General features: G+C 70.0%; 16 protein-coding genes. 2 read left to right on the top strand and 14 right to left on the bottom strand.

Annotated features, from left to right (window positions below; translation table 11 throughout):
* The 3 genes from JX283_RS04860 to JX283_RS04855 form a co-directional block, all read right to left on the bottom strand.
* Nucleotides 1–696, bottom strand: a 696-nt coding sequence (locus JX283_RS04860; RefSeq protein ID WP_204829579.1) for a class II fructose-bisphosphate aldolase, incomplete at its 3' end; no start/stop codon positions are given.
* A gap of 93 nt (nucleotides 697–789) precedes the next feature.
* Entirely contained in the window at nucleotides 790–1,578 is a 789-nt protein-coding gene (locus JX283_RS08470) for a PTS fructose transporter subunit IIC (protein ID WP_239652470.1), read from the bottom strand.
* Nucleotides 1,579–1,928: 350 nt separating this feature from the next.
* Complete coding sequence (locus tag JX283_RS04855) at nucleotides 1,929–2,246, bottom strand: PTS fructose transporter subunit IIB (protein ID WP_204408157.1); 318 nt, start codon at nucleotides 2,244–2,246, stop codon at nucleotides 1,929–1,931.
* 306 nt (nucleotides 2,247–2,552) lie between these two features.
* Here JX283_RS04855 and JX283_RS08670 point away from each other — a divergent pair, with 306 nt between their 5' ends.
* Nucleotides 2,553–3,158 carry an STM3941 family protein gene (locus JX283_RS08670; RefSeq protein WP_305082424.1) on the top strand — a complete coding sequence of 202 codons (606 nt, stop codon included), beginning with the start codon at nucleotides 2,553–2,555 and terminating at the stop codon, nucleotides 3,156–3,158.
* 77 nt (nucleotides 3,159–3,235) lie between these two features.
* Nucleotides 3,236–4,483 carry a nitrate/nitrite transporter gene (locus JX283_RS04850; RefSeq protein ID WP_204829578.1) on the top strand — a complete coding sequence of 416 codons (1,248 nt, stop codon included), beginning with the start codon at nucleotides 3,236–3,238 and terminating at the stop codon, nucleotides 4,481–4,483.
* A gap of 636 nt (nucleotides 4,484–5,119) precedes the next feature.
* Here JX283_RS04850 and JX283_RS04845 read toward each other — a convergent pair.
* From JX283_RS04845 to JX283_RS04795, 11 genes are all read right to left on the bottom strand, one after another.
* Nucleotides 5,120–6,118, bottom strand: a complete 999-nt coding sequence (locus tag JX283_RS04845; protein WP_204829577.1) for a sugar kinase — start codon at nucleotides 6,116–6,118, stop codon at nucleotides 5,120–5,122.
* A 236-nt stretch (nucleotides 6,119–6,354) separates the two neighbouring features.
* Nucleotides 6,355–8,286, bottom strand: coding sequence for a threonine--tRNA ligase (gene thrS, locus JX283_RS04840; RefSeq protein ID WP_204829576.1), 1,932 nt, complete (start codon nucleotides 8,284–8,286; stop codon nucleotides 6,355–6,357).
* 2,259 nt (nucleotides 8,287–10,545) lie between these two features.
* Nucleotides 10,546–10,947, bottom strand: a complete 402-nt coding sequence (locus JX283_RS04835; protein WP_204829575.1) for a YbaN family protein — start codon at nucleotides 10,945–10,947, stop codon at nucleotides 10,546–10,548.
* A complete protein-coding gene (locus JX283_RS04830; RefSeq protein ID WP_204829574.1) occupies nucleotides 10,937–11,323 on the bottom strand; it encodes a nitrous oxide-stimulated promoter family protein in 387 nt (128 codons plus the stop codon). Before JX283_RS04830 ends, JX283_RS04835 begins: the two co-directional genes overlap by 11 nt.
* Nucleotides 11,323–12,879: an ABC transporter ATP-binding protein/permease gene (locus tag JX283_RS08665; RefSeq protein WP_370583415.1), complete on the bottom strand. Its 1,557-nt coding sequence runs from the start codon at nucleotides 12,877–12,879 to the stop codon at nucleotides 11,323–11,325. The genes JX283_RS04830 and JX283_RS08665 overlap by 1 nt, the downstream gene beginning before the upstream one ends.
* Before the next feature lie 1,132 nt (nucleotides 12,880–14,011).
* On the bottom strand, nucleotides 14,012–14,671 hold the full coding sequence (nth, locus tag JX283_RS04820; RefSeq protein WP_204829572.1) for an endonuclease III: 660 nt from the start codon (nucleotides 14,669–14,671) through the stop codon (nucleotides 14,012–14,014).
* 62 nt (nucleotides 14,672–14,733) lie between these two features.
* Nucleotides 14,734–15,165: a zinc ribbon domain-containing protein gene (locus tag JX283_RS04815; RefSeq protein ID WP_204829571.1), complete on the bottom strand. Its 432-nt coding sequence runs from the start codon at nucleotides 15,163–15,165 to the stop codon at nucleotides 14,734–14,736.
* Between the two features lie 261 nt (nucleotides 15,166–15,426).
* Nucleotides 15,427–16,824: a folylpolyglutamate synthase/dihydrofolate synthase family protein gene (locus JX283_RS04810; protein WP_370583414.1), complete on the bottom strand. Its 1,398-nt coding sequence runs from the start codon at nucleotides 16,822–16,824 to the stop codon at nucleotides 15,427–15,429.
* 2 nt (nucleotides 16,825–16,826) lie between these two features.
* Complete coding sequence (locus tag JX283_RS04805; protein ID WP_204829570.1) at nucleotides 16,827–17,471, bottom strand: 5-formyltetrahydrofolate cyclo-ligase; 645 nt, start codon at nucleotides 17,469–17,471, stop codon at nucleotides 16,827–16,829.
* 98 nt (nucleotides 17,472–17,569) lie between these two features.
* Entirely contained in the window at nucleotides 17,570–17,902 is a 333-nt protein-coding gene (locus JX283_RS04800; protein WP_204829569.1) for a PTS lactose/cellobiose transporter subunit IIA, read from the bottom strand.
* A gap of 104 nt (nucleotides 17,903–18,006) precedes the next feature.
* Nucleotides 18,007–18,300 (bottom strand): PTS sugar transporter subunit IIB, encoded by a 294-nt coding sequence (locus tag JX283_RS04795; RefSeq protein WP_204829568.1) that lies wholly within the window; start codon nucleotides 18,298–18,300, stop codon nucleotides 18,007–18,009.
* Nucleotides 18,301–18,386 lie beyond the last annotated feature (86 nt).

The following is an 18,386-nucleotide window of genomic DNA, read 5'->3' as shown; positions in this document are numbered from 1 at the left end:
GCAGACGTTGATCTTGTTGATGCCCAGCTCCACGCAGCGGCGGATGTTCTCCTCTCCGGCGCCGGAGCCGCCGTGGAGGACGAGGGGCATCTTGAGGGCGGCCTTGAGCTCGGCCAGGCGGTCGAAGTCGAGGCTGGGCACGAAGTCGTCGGGGTAGGAGCCGTGGGCGGTGCCGATGGCCACGGCCAGGCAGTCGCAGTGGGTGCGCTCCACGAACTCCACCGCCTGCTCCACGTTGGTGTACATGTCGACCGAGCGTCCNTCGACGGCGGCCGCGACGCCCACGTGGCCGAGCTCGGCCTCGCAGGAGACGCCGTGGGCGTGGGCGACGGAGGCCACGAGCTGGGCGCGGCGCACGTTCTCCTCGAAGGGGAAGCTCGAGGAGTCGATCATGACGCTGGAGAAGCCCGCCTGGATGCAGCGGACGATGTCGGCGTACTCGCCGCCGTGGTCGAGGTTGAGGGCCACGGGCACCGCCAGGGGCTCGGCGATGGCGCGGATCATGGGCACCATGACCTCGGGGGTGGCGTGGGCCTTCATCTGGCGCGGGGAGATGTCGATGATCACCGGGGCGTGCTCGGCGGCCGCGGCGTGGCAGATGGCCCGGGCCTGTTCCATGTCGGTGCAGTTGATGGCCATGACGGCGTAGGAGTTCTCGCTGGCGTGCCAGAGCATTTCCTTCATGGAGGTGTACATGGTGGGGCTTCTCCCTTTGCTCACGATGGGGGCGCTGATACGGAAAAGGGCCGGGGATGCTCCTCGCACCCCCGGCCCTGCGGGGGACCGTTCCTAGACGAGGTTGTCGAGGATGGGGTTGCCCGTGTCGGTCTCGGTGGCGCTGATGGGGGCCTTGACCAGGGCGTAGGAGACGCCGGTGACCAGGGCGCCGGCGAGCCAGCAGAGCAGGAACATGACCGGGCCGGCGAAGGGGGCGTCGGCGGAGGCGGTCATCAGGGGCACGACGAAGACGCCGCCGTGGGTGGCCATGGACTCCAGGCCGAAGGTCATGGCGAGGCCGCCGGAGACGGCGCCGCCGCACATGCAGCAGACGAGGACGCGGATGGGGTCCTTGACCAGGAAGGGGATCACGTACTCCTGGATGTAGCAGCAGCCGAGGATGAGACCGGAGACGATGGTCTGACGCTCNTTCTCGGCGAACATCTTCTTGCCGCCGAGGNGCATNGCGATGCAGATGCCGATGGGGTTCTGCATGCCGCCGCACATCTTGGAGGCGGTGGGGCCGAAGACGCCGTCGGCGTTGAGGCCGTTGGTGAAGAGCGCGGTGGCCTTGCCGATGGGGCCGCCCTGGTCGATGGACATCATGGCGCCGATGGCGGCACCGAAGATGAAGCNGNTGCCGCNCTCGNGGCCAGTGNGGAACGTNGTGAGGGCGCCCATGAACCAGGCGATGGGCACACCGATGACGTACCACATGGCCAGGCAGACGATGAGGGTGGCGCACACGGGGATGAGCAGGATCGGGAAGACCGACTGCAGGTCCTTGGGCGCCTTCTTCATCAGGTCCTTCATCCAGTTGACGAGGTAGCCTGCGNGGATGCCGCCCACGAGGGCGCCCAGGAAGCCCGTCTGGGTGGTGACGGAGATGAAGCCGACGGCGAAGCCGGGGCAAGGCCGGGCTTCTCGGCGATGGCGTAGGCCGAGTAGGCGCCGATGATGGGCACCGAAAGGTTCATGATGGCGGCGCCGATGGCGTAGAGCACCATGGCGAAGGTGAACTGCGTGTAGGCGAGCTCGGCGGCCTGCTGGGCGATGTCGTAGCCGCCCATGGCCTTGGCGATGCCCTGGAGCACNCCGCCGCCCNCGATGACGGNGATCATGTANGAGACGCCGGTGAAGATGGCTTCCTTGATGACGGCGCCCTGGGACTTCTTGGCGCTCTTGGCGCCCTTGCGTGCGAGCTCGGCCATTTATCCGATCGCCTCCAAAAGCTCGACCACCACGGAGGGGGCGTCCTTGATGACTTCTTCGGTGGGGCAGGAGATGTAGGGAACCGGCTCGAAGCGCTCGAGACCCTTGATCTTGAGGTCGGCGGCGATGATGGCCGCGTCGGCGCGGGCGAGGTCCTCCTCGGTGATGGCGTTCTCGGATCCGTCGGCACCCTGGGTCTCCACCTTGGCCTCGCAGCCCGCGGCCTCGATGGCCCGCTTGAGGGCGTCGGCGGCCATGTAGGTGTGGGCGATGCCCACGATGCACGACGTGACGCCCACGATGTACTTCTTGGCCATGTCCTTCCNCNCTCTGTCGAAGGTCGTGAGGGGTCGGACTGCCCCCTCTTTCCACGGCCCCATCGTATGTCTCCATTTTTCTGAGTGGTTCCCAAATGGTGTATTTGTTGTCTCTCCACTTTTCCTTCACAAATGTACGGGGCGTATAGCTGGTATTTCTTGGTCCCATCGCTTCATATGGATTCATATAGGGTTAAGACTCTATCTACTACACATTTCCTACACATATTCTGGCTCTGCATCCGTGGAGAAGGTGTCCCTCCATATACTGGAGTCAACGCAGGCGGCGACCCCTGGGGGCAGACCATGCCATCTTCTAAGAAACGCAACNGTGGACCCNCCGAGCTCGTGATCATGCGCGACCGCGTCAAGTGCGCCCTCACCGCGTTCATGGGCGCATGCGTGGCCGTGGCCGGCGCCCTGGCCCTGTTCGCCCCCCTGGCCCCGGGCCAGGACGAGCTGTCCATCCGCCTGNGGATGGGGGCGGCGGGCCTTCCCCTGGGCCTGGGCGTCCTGGCGTGGAGCGTCGACCGCCTGGTGCGCCGCCCGGAGCTGCTGGCCATCGACGNACGCGGCATCCGCGACCGCTCCAACTGGATGAGCCCGGGCGAGGTCGCCTGGGACGAGGTCTCGGCCGCCTACATCCTGGAGATGGGCGCCAACAGCTACCTGTGCCTGGAGCTCGCCGACGTCGAGGGCTTCTCGGCGCGCCTCAACGGGCGCCAGCGCAAGCTACTCGAGGCCAATCTGACCACGGGCTTCGCCCCCGTGCGCATCCAGCTGGCGAGCGTGCCGGGCGGGTACACCTGCGAGGACGCCCTTGCCGTGGTGCGCCGGCTGCACCCCGGGCTCGTGCGCGGCAAGAAGAAGGTCAAGACCAGCGCCCAGGGCCGCAGCGTAGCCGCCGCCTAGGGCCTCCGGGCGGGCGGTCCCCGGCCGCCCCCTCCCCCACATCAGGACGTCGTACAAGAAAGAAAGGCCCCTCCCCCATGGCTTCCCTCCGCGGAAGGCGCGGCATCCTCGCCGCGTCCACCCTCCTGCTGCTCTTCCTCGGTCTCATCTACGCCTACTCGGTGGTCCTCGCGCCCATGAAGGAGCTCTGGGGGTGGTCCGTCTCGCAGATGACCCTCGTGTTCGCGCTCTCCATAGGGATGTTCACCCTCGGCGGCGTGGCCGGGGCCAGGATGAGCGGGCGCTGGGGCACCCGGGCCACGTTCATGGCGGCGGGCGTGCTGCTCGCCGCGGGGTTCGTGGGCTGCTCCGTCGCCGACGGGCCGCTGGCGTTCCCGATCACCTGCCTCTGCTACTGCGCGCTCTGCGCCCTGGGGATCGGCCTGGCNTACGACGTGCTCATCGCTGCCGTGACCGAGTGGTTCCCCGACCGCTGCGGGCTCGCCCAGGGCATCTGCCTCATGGGCTTTGGGATCGGCGGGTTCCTGNTGGGGNCGGCCGTGAGCTGGGTCTACGGCGTCGTGGAGTGGCGCGTGGTGCTGAGGGTGCTCGGCGCGGCGTTCCTCTGCATGCTTTGGGCCGCCTCCGCCGTGGTGGTGGAGCCGGCGGGCGCGGGGGCCGGCGCGGCCGATGAGGGCGGCGCAGACGGCGGGCCCCTCGTGGCCGACCGCCGCTTCAGGCTTCTCTACCTGTGGCTCTTCCTGGTGTGCGGCGCCGGCATGGCCGTGACGGGCCTCGGGCGCGAGCTGCCGGCGAGCCTGGGGGCGGACGCCGTGACGGCGGCCTTCGTCATCGGGTTCGTGAACGTGGGGTCGGGCCTCGGGCGCCTTGTGGGCGGCGGGCTGGCGGACCGCTTCGGCGCGCCGGCGACCATCCGCGCCACGTCGGCCGCCATGGTGGCCTCGATCCTGGCGCTGCTCGGGTCCCTTGGCGCCGGAAGCCTTCCGATGCAGGCCGTGGCCCTTCTGGCCTGCGGGTTCTCTTGGGGCGTGGCCGTCATCATGATGACGTACGTGTGCGCCAAGGTGTGGGGGGCCGCCGCCATGGCAAAGAACCTGGCCGCCGTGAACACCTACAGCATCTTCGCCTCCCTGGCGGGCAGCTNTGGCGCCGGNCTCCTCGCCCAGGCGACGTCGTTCTCCGTGGCGCTGGGCACCGTATGCGCGCTGTGCGTGGTGGGGGTGGCCGTGGGCCGGCCCCTAGGCGCGGCCGTGGAGGGGCGCGACGGCTCGCGAGAGGCCGGGGCCGTGGGCGCCGGCGACCTCGTCGGTCGGCTCGACGGGTAGGTGGGCGGTCCGACCTGCAGCGGGTGGCCGGTTGGCGCAGGTCTCGGCCGGCAGGGGGCGCCGCGGCCTGCAGCAGGTAGCCAGTTAGCGCGCCTATCAACCGGCTGGGGCCGCTCCGAACTGCACCAGGTGGCTACTTGGCGCACCTATCGACCAGCAGGAGCCCCCCCGACCTGCACCAAGTAGCCAGTTGGTGCACCTCCCAGCCCGAAAAGCGCCCCCAACCTGCACCAAGTAGCTAGTTGGCGCACCTCTCGACCGGCAGGGACCATCGCGACCTGCACCAAGTAGCCAGTTGGTGCACTTTCCTACCGACGGAAGCCCCCCGACCTGCACCAGATAGCTAGTTGGTGCACCTCCCTACCGGCAAGAGCCGCCCCCACCTGCACCAAGTAGCCAGGTGGTGCACCTATCGACCGGAAAAGCGCATCCGACCTGCACCAAGTAGCCAGTTGGTGCACCCATCGACCGGCAGGGGCCTCCGCGACCTGCGCCAGGTAGCTACTNGGTGCACCTATCGGCCCGAAAAGCGCCTCCAACATGCACCAGGTAGCTAGTTGGTGCACATCCCGACCGGCAGAAGCCTCCGCGACCTGCACCAGNTGGCTACTTGGCGCACTTCTCAACCGGCGGCCGCTAGCGGATGATGGAGCNGCGGGCGTCGCCGGTGACGATCCGNTCGATGGTGGCCTCGTCGGCCCAGGAGAGCTCTCCCTCCACGGTGGCCTTGTAGGCGGCGTGCGCCACGGCATAGTCCAGCGTGTGCTGGGCGTCCCAGCGGTTGAGCAGCCCGTGGACGATGGAGGCCGAGAAGGCGTCGCCGCAACCGGACTGCTCCATGGGCGCCACGTCGCGGGAGCGCGAGCGGAACAGGCCCTTCTCGGAGAGCAGCATGCCCNGCACCNAGANGAGCCCCCNNGCGTCCACGTCGCGGCGGTTCATGGCCAGCGACTGGATGCCGTTGGCCGTCATGAGCCGGTCGGCGGCCGCGGCGCACTGGTCNCCGTCGCCCTCAAAGCCCTCCCGCTCCCAGATGCCCACGTAGTCCTCGTCGGAGCCGCACACCACGTCCACATAGGGCAGCAGCCGCCCCCAAAGCTCGCGGGCGGCTGCAGGCGTGATCATGCCGCGGCGGAAGTTGAGGTCGCAGAAGGTGCGGATGCCCCGTCCCTTGGAGGCCACGAGGGCGTCTTCCACCACGTCGCCGAGGGTGGACGTGATGNAGGCCACGACCCCGGAGAAGTAGAACGACCCTACGCCGTTGAGCAGGCCGTCCCAGTCAAAATCGTCCCGTCCCACGTCGCGCATGGCGGTGCCGTCGCGGTCGTAGAGGACGCGGTCGGGGCGCACGGTGCCGCCGCGCTCCACGTAATAGACGCCCAGGCGGCAGTCGGCCCGCTGCACGCGGCTGACGTCCACGCCAAACCGGCGGAGCTCCATNAGGGAGCGCTCCCCCAGCGTGTTGGACGACACCACCGAGGCCAGGGCCACGTCGTCGCCCTGGAGGGCCAGGGACTTGGCCACGGTGACCTCGGAGCCGGCAAAGGCCATGGAGAGCTGGTCGGTCTGATGGAGCATGAGGGGCGGACGCGGGGAGAGGCGCAGGACCGGCTCGCCCAGGCACAGGACCTTCAACGTTTNCCTTCTTCCGACGNGATCGCCGAAAATGGTATCAGGTTCCTTGCAGTGGCCCTGGCTCCATGGCCATCANGCACAAAAGCGGNANAGCGGCGGCCCCGGCCGNCCCGNGGTCGCCCACCGCGATGAGAACACCGAGAAAGGGNCGACCGTATCACCAGATACGGCCGGCCTTTCANACTGCCTCCGATGATGCAAAAGCCCGGGCCCCTGAGAGGAAGGCCCCGCGGCGGCTACACCTGGGCGTCGGCGATGACCTTCACGAACTCGTCCACGGCCATGGAGCCCTGGTCGCCCTCGGANCGCTCGCGCACGGAGACGGTGCCCTCCTCGGCCTCCTTGTCGCCCACCACGAGCATGTAGGGGATCTTCTGCTCCTGGGCACGGGCGATCTTTGCGCGCATGGGCTCGGAGTGGGTGTCCACCTCCACGCGGCCGCCCACGGCGCGCAGGCGCTTGGCCACGTCCTCGGCGTAGTCGAGGTGACGGTCGGCGATGGGCACGATCTCGGCCTGGACCGGGGCCAGCCACAGGGGCAGGGCGCCGGCGTAGTTCTCGATGAGGGTGCCCAGGAAGCGCTCGATGGAGCCGAAGATGGCGCGGTGCAGCATCCAGGGGCGCTCCTGGGTGTTGTCGGCCGTGCGGTAGGTGATGTCAAAGCGCTCGGGCAGGTTGAAGTCCACCTGGATGGTGGAGCACTGCCACGTGCGGCCGATGGAGTCCTTCACCTTGACGTCGATCTTGGGGCCGTAGAAGGCGCCGTCGCCCTCGTTGATGTCGTAGGGCACGCCGCGCTTCTCGAGGGCCTCCTTGAGGAAGCTCTCGGCCTTCTCCCACATCTCGTCGGTGCCGATGGAGTGGGCCGGGCGCGTGGAGATCTCGCACTCGTAGGTGAGGTCGAAGGTGCCCATGATCTGGTCGACGAGGTCCATGATGCTCTCGACCTCGTCCACCACCTGGTCCTCGCGGCAGAACACGTGGGCGTCGTCCTGGGTGAAGCCGCGGGCGCGGAACAGGCCGTTGACGGCGCCGGAGAGCTCGTGGCGGTACACCGTGCCAAACTCGAAGTAGCGCAGCGGGAGGTCGCGGTAGCTGTGAAGGTTGCTCTTGTAGAGCAGCACGTGGCCCGGGCAGTTCATGGGCTTCACGCCGAACTCCGAGAGGCGCGGCTCCTCGTCGGTGCCCTCGTTGATGTTGAAGAAGTACATGTTCTCTTTATAGAAGTCGTAATGACCGGAGGTCTTCCAGACATCGGACTTGTAGACGTGCGGGGTGATGACCTCCTCGTAGCCGCGGCGGTACAGCTCCTTGCGCAGCCACTCCTGCATCGTGCGCACGCTGCGCGCGCCCTTGGGAAAGAACAGCGGCAGGCCGGGGCCCACCTCGTCGAGCGTCTCGAAGATGCCGAGNTTGGGGCCGAGGACGCGGTGGTCGCGNGTGCGGGCCTCCTCCATCATGTGGTTGTAGGCCTTGAGCTCCTTCTTGGTGGCGAACTCGACGCCGTAGACGCGCTGCAGCATCTCGTTCTCGGCGTTGCCGCGCCAGTAGGCGCCGGCCACCTTCTGCAGCTCGAAGGAGTCGGCCGGGATCTTGCCGGCGCTCGCCACGTGCGGGCCNCGGNAGAGCGCGAGGTGGTCGCCGTGACGGTAGACCGTGACGTCCTCGGAGGCGTCGATGTCGTCGAGGAGCTCGAGCTTGAGGGGCTGGTCGGCGAACATCTCCTGGGCCTGCTCGCGGCTGACGACCTCCCGCACGAAGGGCTTGTCCTCGCGGATGATGGCGCGCATGCGCTCCTCGATGCGCTCGAAGTCGTTGGACGAGATCTGGTCCGGCGTCTGGAAGTCGTAGTAGAAGCCGTTCTCGACGTCGGGGCCGATGCCCAGGGCCACGTTGGAGAAGAGCTCGCTCACGGCCTCGGCCATGACGTGGGCGCAGGAGTGGCGCACGATGGGCAGGGCGTCGGGGCTCTTGATGGTGAGGATCTCGACGGTGTCGCCGTCGCGCAGGGGCNCGGCGAGGTNCTGGGGCACGCCGTTGACCTTGGCGGCGAGGGCGGCCTTGGCCAGGCCGGCGCCGATGGAGGCGGCGAGGTCGGCCGCGGTGGCGCCGGCCTCGAGCTCGCGGGCGGAGCCGTCGGGCAGGTTGACGGAGATGGGGTTGGACATGGTGCTGACTCCTTCTTGTTTTCTCGGCCTCACGATGGCCGTTTGACGACAACGGGCAGGGGCCGGCCCGCCTGGCGGCAGGGACGTCCCCGTACAGGAGGCGGCGCTCACCGGGCGGCCGGGGCCGCTCGCCAAGCGCCTAGATAGTCTGGGTGAGGGTGAGGGTGCCGCACGCAGCGAGGACGCCCTGGACGGGCCGCGTGGCTGCGGGCTGTGGGACACGCTGGTTCATGGGGTGCACCCTCCGGATACGAGCCGGCCCGATGCCGGCGCACGGGGTCAAGGATACCCCTCTTGGCGCGGGCGTGTCGCGAGGGCGGATGCGGGATGGAGCGCGGGCAAGGGGCGGGGCGCACGCGGGCGCGGGCAAGGGGCGCTCCTCGCCGACTGCGCCACTGCCCCCCTGACGGCCGCCGTCGGAAAGGCGTCAGGCGGGAGGCGTCTTCACAGGGCGCCACCCGTTAGGTATGCTCGGAGAACATCCATCATCATCGCAACGTGGACACCCTTGTCGTGTGGGTCGGCCGACCCACGGAGACGACCAAGGGAGGATCCATGGCACTCATCGTCCACGACTGGTGCGCCCGCGCGACGTACCTCTCGGGAATCACCCTCACCCCCGTCCCGGACGAGGAGGCGGCCGTCGCCCTGGCGTCCGCGACGGCCAACATGCGCGACATGGACGGGGCACCGGCCCTGGACGCCCTCTCCCGCTGGGAGCCGTCGTTCAGGCCGGTGGTGAACGGGGCCCGCAGGCGCCCCGAGAACGAGCCCCTCCCCATACCGTGCCTCGTGGGTACCGACGCCGCCCGTCGGCACGGCGGCAGCATCGGCTGCAGGCGCTGGGGCGTGGGGCTGCCCCACGGGGCGCTCGTGCGCCTCGACGACCCGTCCGACCCGCCCGACCTGGGCGTCTTTGCCCCCTCCCCCGCATTTCACTGGCTGCTCCGCACGCGTGGCCTCGGCTTCGGGCAGGCCCTCCTCCTGGGATGCGAGCTGTGCGGCACCTACTCCATGGCGCCCCAAGGCATGAGGAGGCGGCCGGGCCCGCTGACGACGCCCGGCGAGGTGGCAGATCTCCTCGCCTCCGTGCCGGACGGCGCGAGGCACGTCTCCACGGCCCGCTCGGCCGCCCCGCACCTGCTCGACGGATGCGCCTCCCCGCGTGAGGCGGCGACCGTCCTCTACGCCTCGCTCCCCGCGCGCCGCGGCGGTTACGGTCTCCCCGAGCCGCAGCGCAACCACCCGGTGGCCCTCAACGCTCGGGCGCGGGCCCTGCTCCCCGCAAAGCGGGCGATCTACCTCGACCTCGCATGGCCCGAGAGCCACCTGGCCGTCGAGTACGACTCCCACGGCCACGAGGAGGGCATGCGCNCCCTCGAGGACAAGGACCGCCTGGTGGCCGCCGCCCACATGGGCTTTGAGNTCCTGCCCCTGACACCCAACATGGNAGACCGCCGGGAGCGCCTGGACGCCTTCATGGAAGAGGTGGCGGACAGGCTCGGCGTGAGGCAGCGGCCGCTCTGCCGCTCGACCCTCGAGAGGCGCGCCCGCCTGCATCGGGAGCTCTTCACCCCGTGGAACCTTTGGTGAGGCGAGGGTCTGGGCGGCCGGCGGGGCTTGGGCGTGGCGGCGGGGCTTGGGCGGCCGGCGCGCGGGAAGCCGCAAGACCCCCCTCTAGGGGCACCCTGCGGAGGGGNCTTGCGGCAAAGGACCCTTGGAGGGTGGCGGGGCGCCCTCTAAGGGCGTCCAGTGCACGAAAAGTCCCCCCTCCAAAGCCCTTTTGGAGCGAGACGAGCCTAGCGTGCGCCCTGCAACCCACCCTTGGGACAAGCCACCGGCATAGGGGGCCGTTGAAGGGGGTTTTCCGGCTCCGGCCACCTACGGAAGGCAGTTGCGACCACCTGTCTGGCGCATCATCCCCCTCTAGGGCGCATAGGGGGCAACAGGCCCCTGTAGGGCGCGGAGATGCACCGCCAAAAGACGGAAGGGCCCCTGCAGGGCGCCTTGGGGACAAGGTCACCCTGCAGGGGCCGCACTGAAGAATCGGGGGCGCTTGTCAGAGGGGCCGCACGTCGGGGGCGTCGCGCCAAATGGCCTCTCGCAAGGGGACGCACCTAAGAACCAGGGGGCGCTTGCCAGGGGGCGCGCCGGGGAGAGGCCGCGCCATGTTGGCCCCACCACAGGGCCCCGCCGTGTGGCCCCGCAGCGCGACCGGTCGCCTCGGGACGGGTCGCGGGCCGCGTCCCAGATCCCCCCCTACGCCGCGGCGGCCTCCCCGTCCTCCTCGCGGCGCCTCACGCTAGAGGCGAAGTACAGCATGTGACCCAGCCACACGGCGAACAGGACGGTGCACGGCACCACGAGGCCCTTCAGCGCCATGAGGGTGAAGCCCACGGCCATGACCAGCGCGACGGCGCCCATGACGCGGCGGCGCGCCGCGCGGGTCATGCCGCGGCCGCCCACGAGGTCCTCCAGGTTGTCGCGGTAGAGGCGCGTGCCGCGGAACCAGCGGTCAAGACGCTCGGAGCAACGGGCGAACGAGTACGCCGCCAGCATGAGGAACGGGAACGCGGGGATGAGCGGCAGCACTACCCCCNCGAACCCCAGGCCGAGCCCGACGAACCCGAGCACGAGGAACGGCAGTTTCTTAACGACCATCGCTCATCTCCCTCTCGATTGCCTTCTTCTCCCTGCGGGACNNGACCACGTGGCGGCAGGCCATGACCGGCCTGTGCAGGAGCATGCGGGGTCCCGAGAACCGCATGACCTCCCGGATGCGCTCGCGCATCTCCGCCCGGTAGCAGTGGACGCGGCAGTTGGAGCAGAACGTCTTGGTCTCCATGAAGGGGCACCGCTCGCTCCGGGCGCGGGCGTAGGCCTCCAGCTCGGCACACTCGTCGCAGAGCTCGCCGCGGGCGGTGCCGTGCCTGGNGNGGCACCAGATGCCGATCNTCTGCGAGACGACCTCCTGCTCCCGGGCGCGCCCGGCCTCCACGGCGGCCGCGGGCCGGCGGGCATCCCCGGCGGCAGTCATCAGCTCAACCTCCCGTCCTCGACGGAGAAGACCCGGTCGGCCACGCGCATGGTGGACTCGCGGTGGCTCACGAGCAGCACCGTGCGGCCGTCGCGCCCCTCGGCGNGCGACTTCAGCACCTGGGCCTCGTTGAGGCTGTCGAGGTTGCTCGTGGGCTCGTCCAGCAGCAGGAACGGCGCGTCGTGGAGGAACGCGCGGGCCAGGCCCAGGCGCTGGCGCTCCCCGCCCGAGAGCGTGTCGCCGAGCTCGCCCACCGGCGTGTCGTAGCCCTGGGGCAGGCCGGCGATGAAGTCGTGGACCGACGCGGCGCGGCAGGCGGCCTCGATCTCCTCATCGGTGGCGTCCAGCCTGACGATGCGCAGGTTGTTGCGGATGCTGTCATGGAACAGGTGCGTGTCCTGGGTCATGTAGCCCTCGAGGTCGCGCAGGTTGTCGGTGTCGACGTCGGCCACCTCGGTGCCCGAGACCGCCACGGAGCCGCCCTGCACGTCCCAGAACCTCATGAACAGCTTGAGCAGCGTGGACTTGCCGGAGCCGGAGCGCCCCACCACGGCCGTGAACGAGCCACGAGGCACCTCGATGTCCAGGTCGCGAAGGGTGGGCCCCTCGGCGCCGGGATAGGTGAACGAGAGGCCCCGGGNGACGATGGGGCCCTCGTCCGGCACGGGAAGGGTGCCGTCGGCCGGGACGTCGGCGTCGAGCAGGCGGAAGATCTTCTCGGACGCCGCCATGCCGTTCATGGNGATGTNGAAGAAGGTGCCCAGCTGGCGCATGGGGATGAAGAAGTCGGCGGCCACGAGGACGGNGAAGAGCAGGCCGGNGAGACCCACGGCGCCGGCCTGGAACTGCGTCACGGCGACCCNGGTNCCGGCNGCCGCGCCGCAGAACGCCACGAGGTCCATGATGGTGATGGAGTTGAGCTGCATGGTGAGCACGCGCATGGTGACGCGGCGGAAGCGCTCGGCCTCCTCGTTCATCTCGCGCTGCTTGAAGGCGTCGGCGCGGTAGACCTTGAGCGTGGTGAGGCCCTGGAGGTTCTCGAGGAACGTGTCGCCGAGGGAGGTGTACCGGCCCCAGCAGGTGCCGAGGAGCCTCTTGGCCCAGGTCTGCACCGCGGCGATGGCGGCCGGGATGAGCGGCACGCACACGAGCAGCACGGCGGCGGCCGGCACGTTCACAAAGCGCAGCACCGCGAAGAGCGTGACGGGGGCGAGCACGGCGCAGAAGAACTGCGAGAGGTAGGCGCCGAAGTACGTCTCCAGCTGGTCCACACCCTCCACGGCCACCTGCACGACTTCGGAGGTGGACACCACCAAGCGGTAGCGGGGACCCAGGGCGAGGAGCTTGCGGTAGATGAGGTCGCGCAGGCGCAGCTTGACCTCAGCCGAGGACAGATGGCTCTGACGCGACGACGCGGCGGTGCAGAGGAGGCGCACCACGGCCGCGGCCGCAACGGCGATGAGGCGCCTGTCGATCATCTGCGGAGGTACCTTTCGGTCCGTTTTTCGGCGCGACAAGTTAGCCAGAGCGAACCGATGAAAGGTAACCGGGGCCAACAAGGTTCAGAAGGCGTCCACAAGGCTGGGCGTCGCGCGCGGGGTCGGCGCGTGGGAAGGGGAGTCACGCGACACGAGAAAGGCGGCAGGGCGGCCGGTCGCCGTCCCGCNGCCCAGGGCGGTCGTCCCTGTACGGGCGGGGTCGAGGCCCCGCCCGGCGCCTACGCCACGTGCACGAACATGATGACACAGAGGAACAGGAGCGCCACCACGAAGAAGCCCACGGCCACGAGNATGAGGATGCGAGCGGCGGTGAGGGCGCCGGCCACGCGGTCGTGGCTGCGGCTGGCCTCCTCGTAGCGCTCCTGCTCGGCCGCGCAGATGCGCCTGGCGANCTCCATCTTGGTCTTGACGGGGGCCGAAACGGCCGTGGAGAAGAGGTCGGCCGGCACGCCCTTGACCATGCGCGCGNAGCCGGCGCCCGCGNTCACGGCAAGCGGGAACGCNACGAGCAGCGGCACGAGCACGCCGGTGAAGAGGGCCGTCATGAGCACGGCCTCCCAGCCCGGGGCGAGGATGAGGATGGTGGGCACGGCCACGGCCAGGGCCACGACGGCCAGCACGGCGATGCCGATGAGCAGGCGGCTGGAGTAGGAGCCGATGGAGCGGCCGCGCTGGTTCTCGGTGTCCACGGAGCGCACGGCGGTGTCGATGAGGTAGGCGGCCAGCTCGTTCTCAAGCTCCACCGGGGTGGTCTGGACCGGCGCCATGACCTCCTCCACGGTAGCCATCTCCACGTCCTCCCCCTCGGCGAGGTCCGCGCCGTCGGGCCGCACCGGCATGGCGCCGATCCGCTNGAGCTCCTCNTTGACGCGGCGCTCGACCTCGTCGGGGTCGAGGCGGTCGTTCTTCCTGTCCTTCTTGGCCATGGGGCCTCCTTCGAATCGTCGTTCGACGGGGGTTCATACCCCGCGGGCCGGAGGGCGCCATGGGCGGACGTGTCACATATCAATCAAGCCCGGTGTGACAGCGGTGCCTGGCCCATCTGTCACTTCGCTTATTTCATAACTGATTATGCGGCGGAAACGGCGACCGACCGGGGCGACGGAGGTTCGGTCCTTGATGGTGGGACAAAAGTGCCCGACCAATGGGACAAAAGTGTCCGGGTGATGGGACAGGACAACGGGGCGGGTCAGCACTTGCCGGCGCTCGNGCAGATGTCCGCCACGAAGCACTCGGAGCACCGNGGGTTGCGNGCGCGGCNGTNCTCGCGGCCAAAGTGCACCCACTGGTGATTGATGTAGAGCCACTGCTCGCGGGGGTAGACCTTGAGCAGCGCCGCCTCCACCTTGTCGGGCGTGTTGGCCGAGGGGCCGCAGAACTTGAGCCGGTGGGCGATGCGGTACACGTGGGTGTCGACGGCGATGCCCTGGGGGTCCCTGAACGCCTGGCACATGACGCAGTTGGCGGTCTTGCGGCCCACGCCGGGAAGGCGCTGGAGCTCGTCGATGTCCTGGGGCACGGTCCCGCCGAACTCCGAGACGCTCATCTGCGCGAGGCCCTTGAGCTTGGCGGCCTTGGCGCGGTAGAAGCCCAGGGGCCGGATGACCTCCTCGATCTGGGNGGTGTCCNCGGCGGCGAGGTCGGCGGGCTCGGGGAACCGCTCCCACAGCAGCGGCGTCACCTTGTTGACGGCGGCGTCGGTGCACTGGGCCGAGAGGACCACGGCGACGGTGAGGCGGAACGGGTCGGTATAGTCCAGGGAGCAGGCCCCCTCGCCGTACACCTCGAACATGCGGCGCTCCACCTCGGCGGCACGCTCGCGCTTCTGGGCCATGGTCTCGCGGGGCATGGGGCTCCCTCCTTAGCAAAAGGCCCGCCGGAGCGGGCCTGGGCGATCCGTTGTGGGCGTGCCTACTGGATGCGGGTGCGGCAGTAGGGGCACACCTTCCAGTCGGCGTTGAGCGGACGGTGGCACGTGGGGCAGACGTTGCGCACCTGCGTGTTGCAGATGGGGCAGACGATGAAGTCGCGGTCGATGGGCGTGCCGCACTTGGGGCAGATGCCGTAGTGGGACAGCTGGTGCTCGCGCAGGGCGATGTCGAGGTCCTGCTCCTCGCGGTCCACCAGGTAGCTGCTGGGGCGCAGGATGACGTAGGCGAGCAGGCCCACGATGGGAACCACCGAGATGATGGCCCACAGCCACCAGGGCTCGGCGCCGCGGCGCTGGGCGTCGCGGATGACGTAGACGATGGAGAGCAGGTAGAGCATGACCACGCAGGCGAGCATGAGGTAGAGGACCATGCGGACCTCGGGCGTGATTATCNGATCGAGCAGGTCCTGCATCGGGTGGCTCCTTCGNGGCTNTCTGCACCGGCGGNGCGNTNGAGCTGCATNCTTGGTGCATTGTACCGTACCGGCACGACACTCCCCTCTCCATCACAGCCCCACCACACAGCCTTACAGCCCGCACCGGCGGCGGCCGAGGCCTCTCGACGGCCCATACATCGTCGTCAGGCGTCCCCATGGGCAACCGGTTGCCCATGGTCGGGAGCCCCCGGCCCCGCAGGCGCCACGACCCCGCTCCGCAAAGGCAACCGGTTGCCGTCACTCCCCCGTACCGGCCCTCAGCACGCGGCACACCTCGCCCGCCAGCGTGATGGAGCCCACAGCCACGGCGGGGGCGTCGCCCACCGCGGCAAGGGCGCCGGCCACCGTGGGCGAGACGGACGCCACCGTGGCACCGGCCTCCCGGAAGAGCCCCGCGAGCTCCTCGGGCGGCAGTGCGCGGGGGCTCGGTGTCCGGCACACGTGCACCACGGGAAAGGCGTCGGCGAGCAGCCCCACGATGCCGGCGACGTCCTTGTCGGCGAGGACCGCGCATACGAGCTCCGGCACCCGCCCCGCGCCGTCCAGGGCCCCCAGGCTGTCGAGGAACACGGCCACCGACTGCGGGTTGTGGGCGGCGTCCACGAGCAGGGGCGGCTCGGCGCGGACGAGGTCGAAGCGCCCCGGCGTGGGGCATGCGGCCACGGAGACGGCGAGGGCCGCAGGATCGAGTGGGCGGCCGAGGAACCCCTCGGCCAGGGCGACGGCGCAGGCGATGTTGGCAGCCTGGTAACGGGGCTTGACGGCCGAGAGCCCGCGGTAGGCGGAAAGCGGCGCCNCGACGTCGAGGACGAGGGGGTCGCCCAGGGCGGCGGGCTCCGAGACCACCGAGAACCGGCACACCGGCAGCCCGGCAGGCGTCGGCTCGCCCACAGCGCGCACCACCGCGGGCGCCACGCCCTGGGCGGCGCACCGCTCCAGCAGGACGTCCTGCACCGAGGGCGGCTCGGCCGTACCGCGCCCCAGAACGCAGGCCTGGCCGGCCTTGATGACGGCGGCCTTCTCGCCGGCTATCTCCTCCAGGGTGTCGCCGAGGATGCGTGTGTGGTCGAGGCCGATGCCCGTGACGCAGGTGGCCGCCGGGTGCGTGGCCGTGGTGGCGTCCCAGCGGCCGCCCATGCCCACCTCGAGCACGGCCACGTCGACCCCGCGCTCGGCAAAGAGCACGCAGGCGGCCACGGTGAGGGTGTCGAACTCCGTGACGTCGTAGGGTCGCTTTCCCGCGGCCTCCCGGGCGGCGTTCACGCGGCGCCCGGCCTCGGCGGCGGCGGCCACGGCCCGAGCGAACCCCTCGCGGGAGACGGGCCGGCCGGCCACCTCCATGCGCTCGGTGTAGTCCACGAGCTCCGGCGACGTGTAGAGGGCGGTGGAGAGCCCCTCCCCCGCCAGGATCGCCGCCGTGTAGCGCGACGTGGACGTCTTGCCGTTGGTGCCGGCCACCTGCACCACGGAGAAGCGCCCGTCGGGGCGGCCGAGCTCGGCGAGCATGCCGACCACGGTCTCGAGCATGGGGCAGATCCCCAGCCTCAGGATGCTGTGGAGGTGGGCCAGCGCCCCCTCGTAGTCCATGGGCTCCACAGGGAACGGCACCTCGTANGGCCGCTGATTCTNGGGCACGGTCANAGGCGCTCCTCGGTAGAAGGTGTGTGTGCGCACCGCATGATAGACCNGTCGAGGGCCAAGGCGTCCACGGGTTCGTCCNAGGGGCCCTCCACGGAGGCGAGCACCGCGGCGTCGAGCACCTGGCAGCCGTGGGCCAGGCCGACGGCCGCGAACGTGCCGGGGCCGCCGCAGGCGCGGGCGGCGGAGAGGAACCGGTCGTAGTAGCCGCCGCCGTAGCCGAGGCGGCGCCCCTCGCCGTCGAAGGCGAGGCCGGGGCAGAGCGCGAGCACCGAGGCGCCGCCGGCCAGCGCCGCCGGCACGTCGAGCAACCCCCAGCGCCCCGGGTCGGGCTCGGCCATGCCAAAGGGATGGCCCANGAGGCCNTCCCGCCAGCCCNACCCCACGGCGCGCCACTCCAGCCTGCGGCCGGCCATGCAGCGCGGCAGGGCCGCCGCCTTGCCCCTGGCGAGGGCGGCGTCCACCAGGGCGGCGGGGTCCGCCTCGGACCCCATGGGCACGTAGGCGAGGACGACGTCGGCGGCCGCCCAGAGCCCGGACGCCTCCACGGCCGCCGCACGCCGTCCGTCCGCGGCCACGCGCCCGGCGGCCCCGAGCCCGTCGCGGGCCTCCCGGGCGCGCCGCCTCAACGTCCCCTTGTCCACGGTCCCCTCCCCGTCCGACGTTATCGCGCCAATGATAGACGGCCGGTCCCGCGAGGGGGCCGGCCGTCCAGGGGAGGTGCGTGCGAAGCCGTGGGGCCTTAGGCCTCCACGCCGTCCAGGCGCTTGTAGAGGGCGATGAACTCGAGGGCCATGATCTTCACGGTCTCGGTGCTCGCCATCTGGTCCTCGGCGTGCAGGAGGATGAGGGGCGCCTCGGCGTCGCGCTCGCCCGCGGCATCGGCCTGGAGGAGCCTGAGGTGCACGTCGTGGCCGCCGGCGTAGGCAGTGTCGCCCTCGGCGATGAGGGCCTGGGCGCCCTCGAAGTCCCCCTCGCGGGCCTTGGAGATGGCGTTCACGTAGCACGACTTGGCCGTGCCCACGTAGCNGATGATCTCGAAGCAGGTGAGCTGGAGCTCGTTCATCTCGTCCATGGGTCTCTCTCCCTCCCGCCCGGCCGTGCCGGGCGTCTCTCGTCTAGAAAAAGGGGGCGCACCGCTGACGTGGCGCGCCCCCTCAGGTGCGTTCCGGTGCGCCCTTAGAGCTTGGCGAGGGCGTCGTCCAGGATCTTGGGGGCGTTCATGCGGCCGTAATCGACCATGGCGATGACGTCCACGGGCTTGTCGGTGGCCTTCTCGAAGTCGCTCCTAGCATAGCCGATCTGGGGGCCGAGGAGCAGGACGTCGGCGGTGTCGAGGGCCTCCATGGCCTCGGCCANGGGACGGGCCTCGATCTCGACGTCGAGGCCGCGGGTCTTGGCCTCGTTCTGCATCTTCTGGACCAGGAGCGAGGTGGACATACCGGCGTTGCACACGAGCATGATCTTCTGCATGGTTCCTCCTTAGCGGTTTCCGGGCCAGCGGCCCATGGGATCAGTGTAGGTGCGGCGCATGGCGCGGGGGTGGGGCCGTCGGGGAG

The organism is Olsenella sp. CU969 (assembly GCF_905219715.1).
In the GTDB taxonomy this organism is placed as follows: domain Bacteria; phylum Actinomycetota; class Coriobacteriia; order Coriobacteriales; family Atopobiaceae; genus Granulimonas; species Granulimonas faecalis.
The sequence above is the reverse complement of the archived record's forward strand: the minus strand, read 5'-3'. Positions and strand labels throughout refer to the sequence as shown.